Origin of the sequence: Pseudomonas amygdali (assembly GCF_002699855.1) — a bacterium.
GTDB classification, from domain to species: domain Bacteria; phylum Pseudomonadota; class Gammaproteobacteria; order Pseudomonadales; family Pseudomonadaceae; genus Aquipseudomonas; species Aquipseudomonas amygdali.
Window position 1 is genome coordinate 66,012 of sequence record NZ_LKBW01000277.1, and the last position, 17,003, is coordinate 83,014.

The window sequence follows — 17,003 nt, forward strand, 5'->3', positions numbered from 1 at the left end:
GGGTTTACTTGCGGGTTTTCTTCGGGGCTGCGGGAAGCGGGGCAAACAGGGCCTGAAGGTCTTCGTCGCGCAGTTTCCAGTCGCCGGTTGTGCGGCCATCAAGCACACCGGCTGCCAGCGCTGATTTTTCCCGTTGCAGGCGCTGGATTTTCTCTTCCACGGTGCCGCGCGCGATCATCTTGTAGACGAACACCGGCTTGTCCTGGCCGATACGGTACGCGCGGTCGGTCGCCTGATTTTCCGCTGCCGGGTTCCACCACGGGTCGTAGTGGATCACCGTATCGGCGGCGGTCAGGTTGAGGCCGGTGCCGCCTGCTTTGAGGCTGATCAGGAAGATCGGCAGCTTGCCACTCTGGAAATCATGGATCGGCGTGCGGCGATCGCGGGTCGACCCGGTCAGCAGGGCGTAGGCGATACCGCGTTGCTTGAGCTCTTCCTCGATCAGGCTGAGCATCGAAGTGAACTGCGAGAACAACAGAATCTTGCGACCTTCGGCCAGCAGTTCTTCGAACATCTCCATCAGGCTGTTGAGCTTGCCCGAGGTGCCCTGTTTGCTGTTGACCGGCATGTCCTGATTGACCAGGCGCAGGTCGCAGCACACCTGACGCAGCTTGAGCAGCGCTTCGAGAATGATGATCTGGCTGCGTGCCACGCCTTTGCGGGTGATTTCGTCCCTGACCTTTTTATCCATCGCCAGGCGCACGGTTTCGTACACATCGCGCTGCGCGTCGTTGAGGTCTACCCAGTGGATGATCTCGGTCTTGGGTGGCAGTTCGGTCGCGACCTGTTCCTTGGTGCGACGCAGCAGGAACGGCTTGATGCGCGCATTGAGGTGATGCAAGCGGTCCTGGTTGCCGTGCTTTTCGATCGCCGTGCGGTAATTGCTGTTGAATTCCTTGCTGTTGCCCAGCCAACCGGGCATCAGGAAGTGAAACAGCGACCACAGCTCGCCCAGGTGGTTTTCCAATGGCGTACCGCTCAGGCACAGGCGCTGACGTGCGTTGAGGTTGCGTGCGGCCTGGGCGGCCTTGCTGTTGGGGTTCTTGATGTACTGCGCTTCATCGAGAATCAGCACATGGAAGGGCTGTTTTGCGAGCAGTTCCAGATCTCTTGGCAGCAATGCGTAAGTGGTCAGGATCAGGTCGTAATCCTGCAGGTTGCCAGCGTCCTGATGACGATTGGCACCATACAGTGCCAGTACCTTGAGGTCCGGGGTGAAGTGCTCGGACTCGTCCAGCCAGTTGGGAATCAGGCTGGTGGGCATGACGGCCAGTGCGGGGCGGTCGAGGCGTCCGGCCTGTTTTTCCATCAACAGGTGAGCCAGGGTCTGCAGCGTTTTGCCCAGTCCCATGTCATCAGCCAGCACGCCGCCGACTTCCAGCTCACGCAACGACTGCATCCAGCTCAGGCCTTCCAGCTGATAAGGGCGCAGTGTGGCGTTAAGACCATCGGGCAGGCTGACCGGCGCGTCCTTGATGTTGATCAGGCGTTCGGCGAAATGGCGCAGACGGTCGCCACCCTGCCAGGTCAGCGGCAGGTCTTCGAGCTGGGTAAGGCGCGCCGCATCGGCTTTACTCATGCGCAGCGCGTTGTTGCCCTCCTGACGCCAGTAGAAGTCCCCCAGCGTCGCCAGCACCGGCTTGAGTCGGCCATAGGGCAGGGCGATCTGTACCGGGCTGCCGCCGCTTTGCGTGAAGTGGTTGAGCTGCACCAGCAATTGTTCTTCGTCGCCGCGCTTGGCCACTGCCGACGGGCTCATCAGTTCGGGGTGGCTGCGAATCAGGTTGATCAGGATCGGCAGCAGGCTCAGGCGCTCGCCGTTGACGATGATGCCCAGTTCCAGGTCGAACCAGTCGCGTTCGTTCTCTTCATCAATGACGGCATACCAGTCTTCCACCGGCGTGACGTCGAAGCCGAACTCGTCCTGAATGTCGATTTCCCAGCCTTGCTCGCGCAGTCGCGGCAGGTCATCGAGGACAAAGTGCAGCCAGGCCTTGTCATTGGGCAGTTCGTACATGTCGCCGGCGCTGTCGGGCAATGCCTTGCTTTGCCGGGTGGCGACCTTGAAGCCCAGGTCGGCCAGTTCCTGACGCAACTGCCGCTCCCGTTCGCCCTGACGACGGATGCGCAGGGTTTCGGTGTCGGTGTGCTCGATGATGTCGCTTTTCTGATTCACCAGATCGCTGCCCAGCGAACTGACCAGAATGCTGACGTTGGTGGTGCCGACCGCGTAATGCTTGCCGTAGGCGAAGGCGAGCGCGGCACGGTGCTGAATGTGCCGCTGCATGCGCCCGTTGCGCGGCTCGTAGGCACTGAACTCGATGCTGGCCAGAATCAGCCTGGGGCGTGGCTGCAGGTCATCGATCAGGCGCTCCGGCAACCTGGGTTTTTGCTCGACGGGCTTTTCCGGCTCTTGCTGGTGCGAGGCCAGTGCGGCCTGCAGCAACGGACGGTTTTGCGGGTCCTGCAGAAACAGCAGGGCAGCCACGCAATGTTTGCAATCGTTGCGAACCGGGCAGGTGCATTTGCAGGTCAGGTAATTCTTGTAGCGATCGGGGTCCTTGAACAGCAGTGTCTGGGTATAGATTTCCAGGCCCGAGCCCCGACAGGCGGTGCGGATGATCTGCGGGCTGGAGTCTTCCAGCACGATGCGTTTTTGCCGGGCGTAGTCGCGCCCTCGCTCAAGCGTTCGCTCGTGGAATAGGTCTGTCCAGGCCGCAGCCAGGACTTTTTCGAGAATGGACGACAAGTTTTAAAAAGCCCTACGCCGCAGCGATGCTCAAAAAGAAAGGGGACGCCCGGGCGTCCCTTGCGTACGTAAAGATCAAAGAGGAGAAACCTTGATCAGCAACGCGAGGTTGCCGTTGTCCAGATAGGTCAGCTCACCGTTCTTTACCCTGGCAGTCTGCTTCAATCGTTCACTGCTGATGACCACGCCATGCGGGTCCAGCTGGTTGACCCAGAATTGTGCACCAATATCGGTGAAGCGTGCCATCGCCAGACTCACTGTACCTTCGATCGGGAAATGCCCAAGCCGCTCTTCACCACTGGTGATGGCGACTTTGCCCGGTTCGCTGCCGATGCTCTGCTGCCAGGCGCGCTGCATCAGCACCTGGTAATTGCCACTGCCCTGCAGTTTGCTGGCCAGATCATTGAGGGCGGGGCTTCGTTCATCGGTCGCGGCGATCTTCTGCGCGTCCTTGTCCCAGTTTTCCGGGACAAGCTGACGGGTCGAGGCGGGTTCGCCGTTCTGGCGAAACAGCAGAATCTCGACCTGATACAAGCCGTCGGCGAACGCGGTCGGCGCGATCAGCGTCAGCAGCAGGATCAATGAACGAAACAGACGCATGCGTGAATCCTTCAAGCAGTTTTCGGGGTCAGGCGCTCAAGCAGCGCTTCGATGGTATTGAAACGCTCTTCCGGGCGCTCCATGGGCACCAGGAATTTGAACAGCGTGGCACCTTCGAACTTGTAACGGTTGGGCTGGCTCTGGATCAGCTTGATCAGGGTCAGCGGATCAACTGGAGTCTCGGTCGCGAATTCGATGCGTCCACCTTGCGGGCCGCCGTCGATTTTCTTGATACCCAGCTGTTCGGCGTGCAGTTTGAGCAGCGTGATGCGCACCAGGTTCTTGGTCGGCTCCGGCAACAGGCCGAAGCGGTCGATCATTTCTACCTGCAAGTCTTTCAACGCCTCTTCGTCTGCCGCGTTGGCGATGCGTTTGTAGAGAATCAGGCGGGTGTGTACATCCGGCAGGTAGGCTTCGGGGATCAATGCCGGTACACGCAGGTTGATTTCCGGTCCGCCGCCCAACGGTTGATCGAGATTGGGCTGTTCGCCCTTGCGAATCGACTTGACCGCGCGCTCGAGCATTTCCATGTACAGGGTAAAACCCACTGCCTGGATCTGACCGCTCTGGCCGTCCCCGAGCAGTTCGCCTGCGCCACGGATCTCCAGGTCATTGGTCGCGAGCACGAAGCCCGCGCCCAGGTCCTGGGTGTTGGCAATCGCTTCCAGACGCTTTTCGGCGTCGGGGGTGATTTGCTTGCGCGGCGGGGTCAGCAGGTAGGCATAGGCCTGGTGGTGACTACGCCCGACGCGGCCGCGCAACTGGTGCAGCTGGGCCAGGCCGAACTTGTCGGCACGCTCGATGATGATGGTGTTGGCGCTCGGCACGTCGATGCCGGTCTCGATGATGGTCGAGGCAATCAGCACATTGAAGCGCTTGTGGTAGAAATCGCTCATCACCTGTTCGAGTTCGCGCTCGCGCATCTGCCCGTGGCCGATGCCGATACGGGCTTCCGGCACCAGTTCGGCCAGATCCGCCGCGCATTTCTCGATGGTTTTGACGTCGTTGTGCAGGTAGTAGACCTGGCCGCCGCGCAGCAACTCGCGCAGCAGGGCTTCCTTGATGGTCGGCTTGTTCTGCTCCATGACGAAGGTGCGTACCGACAGCCTGCGCGCCGGTGGCGTGGCGATGATCGACAGATCACGCATGCCCGACACGGCCATGTTCAGGGTTCGCGGAATCGGCGTTGCTGTGAGGGTCAGAATGTCGACCTCGCTGCGCAGTGCCTTGAGCTGTTCTTTCTGGCGGACACCGAAGCGGTGTTCTTCGTCGATGATCACCAGACCGAGATTCTTGATCTTGACGTCATCCTGCAACAGCTTGTGCGTACCGATGACGATGTCGATCTTGCCCTCGGCCAGATCGGCAAAGGCGGCACTGACTTCCTTGGCCGACTTGAAGCGGCTCATCACTTCGACCGTCACCGGCCAGTCTGCGAAACGGTCGCGGAAGCTGTTGTAGTGCTGCTGGGCGAGCAGGGTGGTCGGCACCAGAATGGCCACCTGACGCCCGCCGTGCACGGCAATGAAGGCGGCGCGCATGGCCACTTCGGTCTTGCCGAAGCCCACGTCGCCACACACCAGGCGATCCATCGGTTTGGGTGCCAGCATGTCGGCGCGCACGGCCTCGATGGTGGTCTGCTGATCCGGCGTTTCTTCGAACGGGAAGCCCGCACTGAAGGTGGCGTAGTCGGCTTTCGGGTCGGCGAAGGCATAACCCTCGCGGGCAGCCCGGCGTGCGTAGATATCCAGCAGCTCGGCAGCCACGTCGCGAACCTGCTCGGCCGCCTTGCGCTTGGCTTTCTGCCAGGTTTCCGAGCCCAGGCGATGCAGTGGCGCGCTCTCGTCGTCGCTGCCGGTGTAGCGGGCAATCAGGTGCAGGTTGGCGACCGGGACGTACAGCTTGGCGTCCTCGGCGTAGGCCAGCATCAGGAATTCGGCGACCTGATTTTCGACTTCCAGCGTCGCCAGCCCCAGATAGCGGCCAACGCCATGGTCGATGTGCACCACCGGCGCGCCTTCGCGCAGTTCGGTCAGGTTCTTGATGACGGCGTCGTTATTGCCGCCATCGGCGCGCTTTTCGCGGCGGCGGCGCTGCATGACCCGCTGGCCGAACAGCGGGCTTTCAGCGACCAGCGCCAGTGCCGGTTGCTCCAGCAGCAGGCCGTCGTCCAGCGGAGCGATGGTGATTGCCAGCCTGTCCTTGCCATCGACAAAGTCCTGCCAGCTGTCGACCGTTTTCGGCCGCAGCTTCAGGCGTTCAAGCAGTTCCAGCAGCACTTCACGGCGACCGGCGGACTCGGCGGTAAACAGCACGCGACCGGGGAAGTCATCAAGAAATGTCGACAATGCCGCCAATGGCTGACTGGCCTTGGCTTCAATGGACAGATCCGGCAGGGTCTGGGCCGGGAAGCGTTCGCGTCCGGCTCCGGCATCGACATCCTGCTGGCTGGCCACCACGCGCGGCCAGTTTTTCAAGCGTGCAAAGCAGTCTTCCACCGGCAGGAACAGCTCGGCCGGTGGCAGCAGTGGCCGTGCAGGGTCGACGCGGCGTTCTTCATAGCGGTTGCGCACGTCGTTCCAGAAATTCTCTGCGGCCTGCTCGATACCCGGCAGGGAAAACACCTGAGTGTCCTGCGGCAGATAATCGAACAGCGTCGAGGTTTCTTCGAAGAACAATGGAATGTAGTACTCGATACCGGCAGGCGTGATGCCGCTGCTCAAGTCCTGGAAAATCGGGCTGCGCCGGAAGTCCACGTCGAAACGCTCGCGAAAGCGTGCCTTGAAGCGCGTGACTTCTTCTTTTTGTAGCGGGAACTCACGAGCAGGCAACAAGCGCACCGACTCCACCTTGTCGATGGAACGCTGCGTGTCCGGATCGAAGGTGCGCAGGGTTTCGATTTCATCGTCGAACAGGTCAATACGGAACGGCAGCTTGCTGCCCATCGGGAACAGGTCGATCAATGCGCCGCGCACAGTGAACTCGCCGTGCTCGTAAACCGTATCCACGTAGCGATAGCCGCTGGCTTCCAGGCGCGTGCGCATGGCTTCCACATCAAGCTTCTGGCCGACATCCAGCACCAGGCTGCTGCCGAGCAGGAATTTGGTCGGCGCGAGTCTGTGTAGGGCGGTCGTGATCGGTACTACCAAAACGCCATGCTCCAGCTCCGGCAGGCGATAAAGGCTGGCGATGCGCTGGGAAATGATGTCCTGGTGCGGCGAAAACAGGTCGTAGGGCAGGGTTTCCCAGTCCGGGAAGTGCAGAACCAGCAGCGTGGGCGCGAAAAACTTCAGCTCCTGCTCCAGCCGCTCGGCGCTCTGGCTGTCGGCGGTCAGTAGCAGGGTAAAGCGCTTGGCTGCGCTGGCGGCCTCGGCAATGGCCAGGCTCAGTGCGGCACCGGGAAGATTGCCCCAGTGTTGTTTGCCTGCAGCGGCAGAAAGATGCGGTAGACGCAGAACTGGCACGGGAAGGTCGGGCTCCAGGCGTTGCAACAGGGGCGGCGATTGTAACGGGGGAAGGTGGTGGCTGTCAGTTTTCCAGAGTGTTACCGCGTATTTACGGGCGAAAATTATGTAGTGCCCATCGATATGACAGTCGCGCATTGCTCATAAACAAAGGCGCGGTCATAATGTAGCCCCTTTTTTCAGCCCCTACATGTGGAAGGTTCCCGTGACTCAGAAGCCCGACCAGTGTCTTGGTGAATGGATCGATCGTGAAGCTCTCGCCGAAGCGATGATCCCGCTCATCGGTCAGCTCTACCGCAATAATAATGTGGTGAGTTCGATCTATGGCCGCAGCCTGATCAACCGTTCAGTCATCGCGATTCTCAAAGCTCACCGCTTTGCGCGTCATCGTCAGTCCGATGCGGTTGAGTTGTCCGTACACGAGACGTTCCCGCTTGTAAAAGCGATGAGCGAGCTCAAACTGGGTGCCGCTTCGGTGGACCTGGGCAAGCTGGCCGTGAAGTTCAAGACTGAAGGCAACGGCCGCACGCCCGAGCAGTTCGTACGTGAAGAACTGGCCAGTGTAGTGGGTCAGCAGGGCACCAGCCCGCGCAAGGGCACCGATGTCGTGCTTTACGGTTTCGGTCGTATCGGTCGCCTGCTGGCGCGGATCCTGATCGAGAAGACCGGTGGTGGCGACGGTCTGCGCCTGCGTGCCATCGTGGTCCGCAAAGGCGCGGAAAACGATCTGGTCAAGCGTGCCAGCCTGCTGCGTCGTGACTCGGTACATGGTCCGTTCGATGGCACCATCACCATTGATGAAGCCAACAGCACCATCACTGCCAACGGCAACCTCATTCAGGTGATCTACGCCAAGAACCCGTCCGAGGTGGATTACACCCAATACGGTATCAAGGACGCTCTGCTGGTGGACAACACCGGTGTATGGCGTGATGCCGACGGTCTGGGTCAGCACCTGGCCTGCCCTGGCATCGACCGCGTGGTATTGACCGCGCCGGGCAAAGGCAAGCTGAAGAACATCGTGCACGGTATCAACCACGGTGAAATCACCGCGGATGACAAAATCGTGTCCGCGGCATCCTGCACCACCAACGCCATCGTGCCGGTGCTCAAGGCTGTCAACGACAAGTTCGGCATCACCAATGGTCACGTTGAAACCGTTCACTCGTACACCAACGACCAGAACCTGATCGACAACTTCCACAAGGGCGATCGCCGTGGCCGCAGCGCCGCGTTGAACATGGTCATCACCGAAACCGGCGCAGCCACCGCTGCTGCCAAGGCACTGCCTGAACTGGCCGGCAAGCTGACCGGTAACGCGATCCGCGTTCCAACGCCGAACGTGTCCATGGCCATTCTCAACCTCAACCTCGAGAAGCCGACCACCCGCGAAGAAATGAACGAGTACCTGCGCTACATGGCGCTGCACTCGGACCTGCACAAGCAGATCGACTTTGTGAACTCGCAGGAAGTGGTGTCCACTGACTTCGTCAGCTCGCGTCACGCCGGTGTTGTGGATGCCGAAGCCACCATCGTCAACGATAACCGCGTTGTGCTGTACGTCTGGTACGACAACGAGTTTGGCTACAGCCACCAGGTTGTTCGCGTGATGGAAGACATGGCAGACGTCAATCCGCCTGCCTTTCCGCAGTAAATGTTGAACGCTTGAACTGCCCGGTCTGACCGGGCAGCAAATAAACGGGCCGAACCCTGCGCATGCAGGCTTCGGCCCGTTTTGTTTTGTTGCGTGTCATGAGAACCTGTCAGGCACAGCCCTTGTGGATGAAGGAGTAGCCAAGGATGAGCAGTTCGGCCATGGACGGATCGCAGCAACACCTCAAAAGCAGCTTCTTTTTTCTGTTTCTGACGATTTTCGTCCCCTTTGGTCTGGGGCATTTCGTTTCCTACCTGTTTCGTACCGTCAATGCGGTGATCTATGTCGATCTGCAGGCCGACCTGAGTTTGCCCGCGAGCAGCCTGGGGTTGTTGACTGGCGTGTATTTTCTGACCTTCGCTGCCGCACAGATTCCCCTCAGCGTCATGCTTGATCGTTACGGCCCGCGCAGCGTGCAGGCGCCGATGCTGTTGTTTGCGGTCGCCGGTTCGGTCATCTTCAGTATTTCCAGCAGCGAAACAGGGTTGTTGATCGGGCGAGGGCTGATCGGTCTGGGGGTAGCGGGTTCGCTGATGAGTGCCATCAAGGCGTGTGTCATCTGGTTGCCGGTCGAACGTTTGCCGCTGAGTACCGCCTGCTTGCTGTCAATTGGCGGGCTGGGCGCGATGGCGTCGACCACGCCTTTGCATGCGTTGCTGAGCTGGCTGACCTGGCGAGAAGCGTTTCTGGTGCTGGCGCTGCTGACCTTTTGTGTGGCCGTGGTCATACACCTCAGTGTTCCCAAAGCCTACGAGACCAGAAACACCCGCTACAGCGATATGTTTGCCGCAGTCGGCAAACTTTACTCTTCCTGGACGTTCTGGCGTCTGGCGTTGTATTCAGTGTTTTCGCACGCCATCTACATGTCGGTACTGTCGCTGTGGATGGGACCGTGGTTGCGTGACATGGCCGGGCTGAGCGATTCAGGCATGGCCAATGTACTGCTGTTCGGCGCCATCGCGATGGTGGCAGGGTCTCTGACGTTCGGCACGATCACTGATTATCTGCGCAGGTTCGGTGTACAGCCGATCATGGTCTTTGGTGCAGGGATGATGATCTTCATCGGCTTCCAGATGCTGATGGCCAGTGGTCTACCGGTGTCACCCTATATTGTTGCGATGGGCTTCAGCTTCTTCGGCACGTCGACCACCATGAACTACGCCATTGTGGCGCAATCGGTTGCACCGGAGCTGGCGGGCAGGGTCAGCTCTTCCTTCAATCTGGTGGTGTTTGTGCTCGCGTTCTTCCTCCAGTGGCTGATGGGAGTGGTGCTCAACCTGTGGCCGGTTGCGCAGGGTGCCGGTCATCCGCTTGAGGCCTATCAGTGGTCGCTGGGTTTAATGATTGCGTTGCAATTGCCCGGGGTGTTGCTCTGGCTTGGCTTTCGACCCTGGAGGCGCGCTGTCTGAAAAAGCAAAACCCCGGCCGAGATCAACTCGTGCCGGGGTTTTTGCTTTTAGCCGTTACAGCTATCTGATCGATCAAGCGATGAATCAGGCGGTTGCAGGTGCTCCGGGCGCTTCCAGCTTCTGCCCGCCTTTGCGGAACAGCACCAGCGTAGCAACCAGACCCAGCACAGCGGCACCCGTCAGCCAGATACCGGGCGCTGCCTTGTTACCCAATTCGTGAATCAGGTAAGTACAGGCCGCCGGGGTGAAGCCACCAAAGGTTGCGGTCGCCAGGCTGTAGGCCAGCGAGAAGCCGGTGGTGCGGACTTCGACCGGCATGATCTCGGTCAGCGCCACGACCATTGCGCCGTTGTAGGAACCGTACAGGAACGAGAACCACAGCTCGACCATCAGCAAGTGGCTGAAGCTTGGGTGCTCTACCAGCCACGACAGCGCAGGGTAGGCGGTGGCGATGGCCAGCACGGTAGCTGCAATCAACAGCGGCTTGCGGCCGATGCGATCGGAGAACGAACCCATGATCGGCAGCCAGATGAAGTTGGACACACCCACGCAGACCGTCACCAGCAGGCTTTCCAGGTCGGTCAGGTTCAGTTCGTTCTTGCCGAAGGTCGGAGTGTAGGCGGTGATCAGGTAGAACGACACGGTGGTCATCACTACCAGCGCCATGCCGCCCAGCACCAGGCCAAAGTTCTGGCTGATGGAGCGCACCACTTCACGCAGCGTCGGGCGGTGCGTGCGGGCTTCGAACTCCGGTGACTCTTCCAGCGAACGGCGGATGATGAATATCGCCGGCACGATCAGGCAGCCGATCAGGAACGGCACGCGCCAGCCCCATTCGCCCATTTGCTCCGGGCTCAGCCAGTGGTTCAGACCAACGCCCAGCAAACCGGCGAATACCACGGCAGCCTGTTGGCTGGCGGACTGCCAACTGACGAAGAAGCCTTTGCGACCCGGTGTCGAGATTTCAGCGAGGTACACCGAAACACCACCCAGCTCGACGCCAGCCGAGAAGCCTTGCAGCAGGCGACCGAGCAGCACCAGCAGCGGTGCAACAACGCCCAGAGTGGCGTAGCCCGGCACACAGGCAATCAGCAAAGTGCCCATTGCCATCATCGCGAGGGTGATAATCAGGCCCTTGCGACGTCCGTGACGGTCGATATAGGCACCGAGAAAGATAGCGCCCAAGGGTCGCATCAGGAAGCCTGCGCCGAAGGTCGCCAGCGACAGCATCAACGAAGCGAATGCGCTGTCGGATGGGAAAAATGTCTTGGCAATGGCCGTGGCGTAAAAGCCGTAGACCATGAAATCGAACATCTCGAGGAAGTTACCGCTGACAACGCGAAAGATCGCTTCGCCCTTACTTGTTGTGGAGGCCATTTAGTTACTCGCTCAGGCTCGTCGGCTTGGAGTCCGTTGTCGTTGTTATCCCGTTTACATCGCCATTACGTGTGTGCGACTGGCGATGCACATTTGTAACAGTATGTGTAACAGGGCTCAAAAACAACCGTTTCGGCGATTTGCTATCACTTAACAGACGCTTGACAGGTATGACCGGTCGATGCGTGCACGGCGTACCAACTAGATGAAACCGGATGAACAGACATGCTGTATGGGAACCATAAGCCCGACACTGACAACTCAATGCTTTGGTCGGCCTCATATGGGTGAAGCCCGGCCCTGGTCCGAGCGGGCCGCTACGGAAGGTTTCTGTCTTGCCTGCCAATGATGGCAAGTCACTCTGAAAGGTTTTTTTAGTGCGGGGCATCAGTTTGCGTGGGTTTTGCAGGGTTGCAGTGTACCTGGTGCTGCTGGGGTGCGGTGGTTGCGGTCAGGAACGCAAGCTGGAAAGCTTTGGCGGGCCGGCCATGGGCAGTCATTATTCAGTGGTATACGTGCGCGCTTCCGGGCAGCCTGAACCTGATGTCGTGCGCCCGCAGATCGAATCGATTCTGGCCGAAGTCGATCAACAGATGTCGCTTTGGCGCAGTGACTCGGATATCGAGCTTTTCAATGCATTGCCTGCCAATAGCTGCCAGACCATGCCCGAACCGGTTTTGAAACTGATCGGTGTTGGCGAGCAGCTGTCACGGGACAGTGATGGTGCGTTCGACCTGACGGTGAAGCCGCTGATGGACCTGTGGGGGCTGGGCGCTCATGCACTGTTTGAGCAAATGCCGCTGGTGCGCCAGTTGGCCCGCACTCGGGCGACGGTGGGCTATCGCGGTCTGCGTGTCGTCGGGCAGCAGTTGTGCAAAAGCGCCGCTGTGCAAGTGGACCTCAACAGTATTGCCGCCGGTTATGCGGTAGATCGCATCAGCGAGCGCATGGAAAAGCTGGGGTTGCACGATTATCTGGTGCAAGCCACGGGTGAACTGAAAGTCAGCGGGCTCAAGCCCGACGGTTCGCCCTGGAGGGTGACGCTGGACGCGCCACTCGATGATGGCAATGTCACGCAAAAAGTATTTCCACTGAAGGGCTACGCCGTGTCTACGTCGGGCGACTATCGTCGTTACGCCGATCATGACGGGTGGCGCATTTCCGATACGCTCGATGCCTTGACCGGTAAGCCGATCAGCCACAGTCTGGCGTCGGTGACGGTCATTCATCCCTCGGCGCTGATGGCTGACGGCCTCTCCTCACTGCTGTTGATTCTCGGCCCGCGGCGCGGCTGGAATTATGCGCAAGAACATAAAATCCCTGCTTTTTTTGTGATTCGTGCCGATAAGCGCTTTATCATTCGCAGCAACGCGTCGTTTGATCGTCTGGCGGTGGAGCAGCCGCGGTAAGTCAAGAGGCCGGAACTTCCGGTCAATTGCTTCTCTGCACAGACAAAAATTGGCCTTCGACGCGACCAAGGGTTAATGTTCGCCGCCTCGGTGCAGCGCTAGACTGCGCCGCGTGATTTAGCCAGAGATGCCAGAGTGGCGCCTCGGTCTGTTTAAAGGAGTACGCATGGCTGTCTACAACTACGACGTAGTGGTACTGGGTTCCGGCCCTGCCGGAGAAGGCGCGGCAATGAACGCCGCCAAGGCGGGGCGCAAGGTCGCCATGGTCGACAGCCGTCGGCAAGTGGGCGGTAACTGCACCCATTTGGGCACCATTCCGTCCAAGGCTCTGCGTCACTCGGTCAAGCAGATCATTCAGTTCAACACCAATCCGATGTTCCGGGCCATTGGCGAGCCGCGCTGGTTTTCGTTTCCGGATGTGTTGAAAAACGCCGAAATGGTCATTTCCAAACAGGTGGCCTCGCGCACCAGTTACTACGCCCGCAACCGTGTCGATGTGTTCTTCGGCACCGGCAGTTTTGCCGACGAGACCAGCATCAACGTGGTCTGCACCAACGGTGTGGTGGAAAAGCTGGTGGCCAACCAGATCATCATCGCCACCGGTTCGCGCCCCTATCGTCCGGCCGACATCGATTTCAGTCACAAGCGCATCTACGACAGCGACACCATCCTCAGCCTGGGGCACACCCCGCGTAAGCTGATCATTTATGGCGCCGGTGTGATAGGCTGTGAATACGCCTCGATCTTCAGCGGTCTGGGTGTTCTGGTCGAGCTGGTGGACAACCGTGACCAGTTGCTGAGCTTCCTGGATTCGGAAATCTCTCAGGCATTGAGTTATCACTTCAGCAATAACAACGTGATGGTTCGCCACAACGAAGAATACGAGAAGGTCGAAGGTCTGGATAACGGCGTTGTCCTGCACCTCAAGTCCGGCAAGAAAATCAAGGCAGATGCCTTGCTGTGGTGCAATGGCCGTACCGGCAACACCGACAAGCTGGGGCTGGAAAACATTGGTCTCAAGGCCAACGGTCGTGGCCAGATCGAGGTGGACGAGAACTATCGCACCAGCGTTTCCAATGTCTATGGCGCAGGCGACGTTATCGGCTGGCCAAGTCTGGCGAGCGCTGCCTACGATCAGGGCCGCTCGGCGGCTGGGAGCATGGTCGACAACGGCAGCTGGCGCTATGTCAACGACGTACCGACCGGGATCTATACCATTCCGGAGATCAGTTCGATCGGCAAGAACGAGCACGAGCTGACCCAGGCCAAGGTGCCGTACGAAGTGGGCAAGGCGTTCTTCAAGGGCATGGCCCGTGCGCAGATTTCCGGTGAGCGGGTCGGGATGCTGAAGATCCTGTTCCACCGCGAGACGCTGGAAGTGCTGGGCGTGCATTGCTTCGGTGACCAGGCGTCCGAGATCGTGCACATCGGTCAGGCGATCATGAGCCAGCCGGGTGAAGCGAACACCATGAAGTACTTCGTCAACACCACGTTCAACTACCCGACCATGGCCGAAGCCTATCGGGTAGCGGCATACGACGGCCTCAACCGGCTTTTTTAAGCGACTCCGGCCGGTGGCCTGAGCCGGCCGGGGAGACCGATTTCAGCGACTCCCGAGCGTGGCGGTGGCCAAACCGGGAAAGTCTGTAATCAGGCTGTCGACGCCGAAATCAGCGAGCCTGCGCATCAGTGCAGGCTCGTTGACTGTCCACACTGACACATGCAGGCCCTGACGCTGTGCTTTCTGCAGGCGCTCCGGGGTACACAGTGTCCAGTTCAATGCCAGAATTTCACAGCCGTAGCTTTGCGCGACCTTCAACGGGTCGAGCCAGGCGTACTCGGCCACCAGTCCGCGCGATATGTCCGGCGTCAGGTCGAGGGCGGCGCGCAACACTTCACGAGAGCTGGAAGTGATGGTGACCTTGTCGAGCAAGCCATGACGCTGAGCCATTTCACGAATGGCCAGAACGGTGTTGGCGGCGCGGGTGCGTGAAGCGCTTTTGACTTCCAGTTGCCAGTGCTCGAAATCGCATTGCTCGAACAACTCTTCAAGACGCGGAATCGGGCAGGGCGAGACCCAGCCGGGGCCACCTTTGCGCGCGTCATAGGTCACCAGGTCGGCGGCCAGATGCTCATTGACCTTGCCGCGTCGGTCGGTGGTGCGCTTGAGGGTCGGGTCGTGAATGACCATCAACTCTCCGTCCAGTGAAAGATGCAGGTCCAGTTCACAGCGGCGCACGCCGTGCTTGATGCATTCCTGGAAGCTGACCAGGGTGTTTTCCGGTGCTTCGCCCTTGGCGCCGCGGTGGCCGTAGATAAGGGTCACGTTTACTCCTGGCCGTTAAGGCACCCACTGCTGATATGAAAATGATGAGGTGAAAAGAGATATACCGGAAACTCAATTGCCGGATGGCTGACCCTGTTCAAGGGCCTGGCGTCGATGCTGAGCCTGACGCTGCAACACGTGCCGTGCGAGCAATTGACGTTGAGCGTCCGGCAGGTTGACGAAGTCGGTGCTGATGTCAAAACCGCCATCTGCCCGTGCATCGCACTGGCTGACCCTGGCGCGCAGCATCAGACCTGCCGCCTGGGGCATCAGCACCATCTTGATCGACAGCTGTTCGCCCACGGCAAAACCTTGTTGTGAATTGAATTGAATGCCGCCTTCGGACAGTTTTACCGGCTGTGGAGCGCCCAGTTTGCCCAGTGCCGTGTGTGCAACCACTTCGCCCAGCAGGTCGATGCGCTTGCTCAACGACTTGAGAAAACTGTTCAGCACCCGGTCGCGCTCGTCGAGTTGGCGCATCAAATGCTGTGATTCGAACTCGCTGACGTGCAGCTCGCTGAGCAGGTCGAACAGTGTCGAGGTGTCCTGCATGGCGTCCTGACTTGCCTGGTCGGCACCAGACAGGGGGTTAATTTCCAGTGCGACGCTGTCGTCGATACGGTAGTATTCGCGGCGTCCTGCTTCATCTAATGTCGACATGGCGAACCCAAGCTAGCGGCGGTGGTCTGAGAGTTTCGAGTGTAAAGCTGCACGTCAAGGCCCGCCACATGGACGTCCTCATTCCTGCGAACAAATTCCTACATGTTCAGACCTCTTTTTGTATTTATCGGCACGCGCTACACACGTGCCAAGCGACGCAACCATTTTGTTTCGTTCATCTCTCTGACGTCCATGATCGGCCTCGCCCTCGGCGTGGTAGTGATGATAGTCGTGTTATCGGTGATGAATGGCTTCGATCACGAAATGCGTACCCGCGTGCTGGGCATGGTGCCGCACGCGACCATCGAATCGGCTGACCCGATCACCGACTGGCGTGGCCTGGCCGCGAAGGTTCAGGAAAACCCGCAGGTGCTGGCCGTTGCGCCATTCACCCAAATGCAGGGTTTGCTGACCCACGACGGCAAGGTTCAGAAGGTGCTGCTCAATGGCATCGACCCGGCCGAGGAGCGCAAGGTCTCGATCATTGACCACTTCATCAAGCAGGGCCAGCTCGACAGCCTGTCTCCCGGCAGTTTCGGCATCATGATCGGCGACAAGGCGGCTGCCAAACTGGGCGTCGTGGTCGGCGACAAACTGACCTTTGTCGCGCCTGAGGTGACTGTCACGCCTGCCGGCATGTTCCCGCGCATGAAGCGTTTCGAGGTGACCGGTATCTTTCATGTCGGCGCTGGCGAAATCGACGGCTTTCTGGGGCTGACCAACCTCGATGACCTGGCCCGTCTGCACCGCTGGAAGCCCAATCAGGTGCAGGGCCTGCGGCTCAAGTTCGATGATCTGTTTGCAGCGCCGCGTACTTCGTGGGAAATCGCCCAGAAACTGGGCGAAAACAATTTCTATTCCCGTGACTGGACACGCACCCACGGCAACCTCTATCAGGCCATCCGCATGGAAAAAGCCATGATTGGCCTGTTGCTGTTGCTGATTGTGGCCGTTGCGGCATTCAACACCATTTCCACGCTGGTGATGGTGGTCAATGACAAGAAGGGCGATATCGCCATTTTGCGCACACTGGGCGCGACACCGCGGCAGATCATGGCGATCTTCATGGTGCAGGGCACGGTGATCGGGGTGGTCGGTACGCTGATCGGCGCTGCGCTGGGCATCCTTGCCGCGCTTAACGTCAGTGCTGCCATCGCTGCGCTGGAAGGGCTGATCGGCCACAAGTTTCTCAACGCCGACGTCTATTTCATTGATTACCTGCCTTCGCAACTGATGGCCCAGGACGTGTTCCAGGTCTGCGGTGCGGCGTTGGTCCTGAGTTTCCTCGCCACCCTGTATCCCGCCTGGCGTGCTGCGCGCACCCAGCCGGCGGAGGCGTTACGTTATGAGTGAGT

Annotated in this window: 11 protein-coding genes; 5 read left to right on the forward strand and 6 right to left on the reverse strand. The window is 59.5% G+C overall.

Annotation, left to right across the window (positions count from 1 at the left end):
* Positions 1-4: 4 nt before the first annotated feature.
* The 3 genes from AO277_RS19690 to mfd form a co-directional block, all read right to left on the reverse strand.
* On the reverse strand, positions 5-2,749 hold the full coding sequence (locus AO277_RS19690) for a DEAD/DEAH box helicase (protein WP_044317578.1): 2,745 nt from the start codon (positions 2,747-2,749) through the stop codon (positions 5-7).
* A 75-nt stretch (positions 2,750-2,824) separates the two neighbouring features.
* Positions 2,825-3,349, reverse strand: coding sequence for a CsiV family protein (locus tag AO277_RS19695; RefSeq protein WP_044317577.1), 525 nt, complete (start codon positions 3,347-3,349; stop codon positions 2,825-2,827).
* An 11-nt stretch (positions 3,350-3,360) separates the two neighbouring features.
* A complete protein-coding gene (mfd, locus tag AO277_RS19700; protein WP_044317576.1) occupies positions 3,361-6,813 on the reverse strand; it encodes a transcription-repair coupling factor in 3,453 nt (1,150 codons plus the stop codon).
* A gap of 190 nt (positions 6,814-7,003) precedes the next feature.
* Here mfd and AO277_RS19705 point away from each other — a divergent pair, with 190 nt between their 5' ends.
* Together AO277_RS19705 and AO277_RS19710 are read left to right on the forward strand one after the other, a co-directional pair.
* Entirely contained in the window at positions 7,004-8,467 is a 1,464-nt protein-coding gene (locus tag AO277_RS19705) for a glyceraldehyde-3-phosphate dehydrogenase (protein ID WP_044317575.1), read from the forward strand.
* A 146-nt stretch (positions 8,468-8,613) separates the two neighbouring features.
* Positions 8,614-9,876, forward strand: a complete 1,263-nt coding sequence (locus AO277_RS19710) for an MFS transporter (protein ID WP_044317574.1) — start codon at positions 8,614-8,616, stop codon at positions 9,874-9,876.
* 84 nt (positions 9,877-9,960) lie between these two features.
* Here AO277_RS19710 and AO277_RS19715 read toward each other — a convergent pair whose 3' ends face one another.
* Positions 9,961-11,253, reverse strand: a complete 1,293-nt coding sequence (locus AO277_RS19715; protein ID WP_044317573.1) for an MFS transporter — start codon at positions 11,251-11,253, stop codon at positions 9,961-9,963.
* Positions 11,254-11,669: 416 nt separating this feature from the next.
* Between AO277_RS19715 and AO277_RS19720 the strand changes: the two genes are divergently transcribed.
* A complete protein-coding gene (locus AO277_RS19720; RefSeq protein WP_161795772.1) occupies positions 11,670-12,662 on the forward strand; it encodes an FAD:protein FMN transferase in 993 nt (330 codons plus the stop codon).
* Positions 12,663-12,828: 166 nt separating this feature from the next.
* The gene (gene sthA, locus AO277_RS19725; protein ID WP_002552886.1) at positions 12,829-14,223 is read left to right on the forward strand and encodes a Si-specific NAD(P)(+) transhydrogenase; all 1,395 of its coding nucleotides are present in this window, start codon (positions 12,829-12,831) and stop codon (positions 14,221-14,223) included.
* A gap of 42 nt (positions 14,224-14,265) precedes the next feature.
* Here the strand turns inward: sthA and AO277_RS19730 are convergent, their stop codons facing one another.
* Together AO277_RS19730 and AO277_RS19735 are read right to left on the reverse strand one after the other, a co-directional pair.
* The gene (locus AO277_RS19730) at positions 14,266-14,988 is read right to left on the reverse strand and encodes a glycerophosphodiester phosphodiesterase (protein ID WP_010203821.1); all 723 of its coding nucleotides are present in this window, start codon (positions 14,986-14,988) and stop codon (positions 14,266-14,268) included.
* Positions 14,989-15,060: 72 nt separating this feature from the next.
* Entirely contained in the window at positions 15,061-15,648 is a 588-nt protein-coding gene (locus tag AO277_RS19735; protein WP_002552888.1) for a PilZ domain-containing protein, read from the reverse strand.
* 102 nt (positions 15,649-15,750) lie between these two features.
* Between AO277_RS19735 and AO277_RS19740 the strand changes: the two genes are divergently transcribed.
* Positions 15,751-17,001, forward strand: coding sequence for a lipoprotein-releasing ABC transporter permease subunit (locus tag AO277_RS19740; protein WP_044317572.1), 1,251 nt, complete (start codon positions 15,751-15,753; stop codon positions 16,999-17,001).
* Positions 17,002-17,003: the final 2 nt, after the last annotated feature.

Coding starts and splice junctions, on each gene's coding strand:
- AO277_RS19715 (WP_044317573.1), bottom strand. CDS start 11,253: ATGGCCTCCACAACAAGTAAGGGCGAAGCGATCTTTCGCGTTGTCAGC.
- AO277_RS19705 (WP_044317575.1), top strand. CDS start 7,004: ATGTGGAAGGTTCCCGTGACTCAGAAGCCCGACCAGTGTCTTGGTGAA.
- AO277_RS19710 (WP_044317574.1), top strand. CDS start 8,614: ATGAGCAGTTCGGCCATGGACGGATCGCAGCAACACCTCAAAAGCAGC.
- sthA (WP_002552886.1), top strand. CDS start 12,829: ATGGCTGTCTACAACTACGACGTAGTGGTACTGGGTTCCGGCCCTGCC.
- AO277_RS19735 (WP_002552888.1), bottom strand. CDS start 15,648: ATGTCGACATTAGATGAAGCAGGACGCCGCGAATACTACCGTATCGAC.
- AO277_RS19695 (WP_044317577.1), bottom strand. CDS start 3,349: ATGCGTCTGTTTCGTTCATTGATCCTGCTGCTGACGCTGATCGCGCCG.
- AO277_RS19740 (WP_044317572.1), top strand. CDS start 15,751: ATGTTCAGACCTCTTTTTGTATTTATCGGCACGCGCTACACACGTGCC.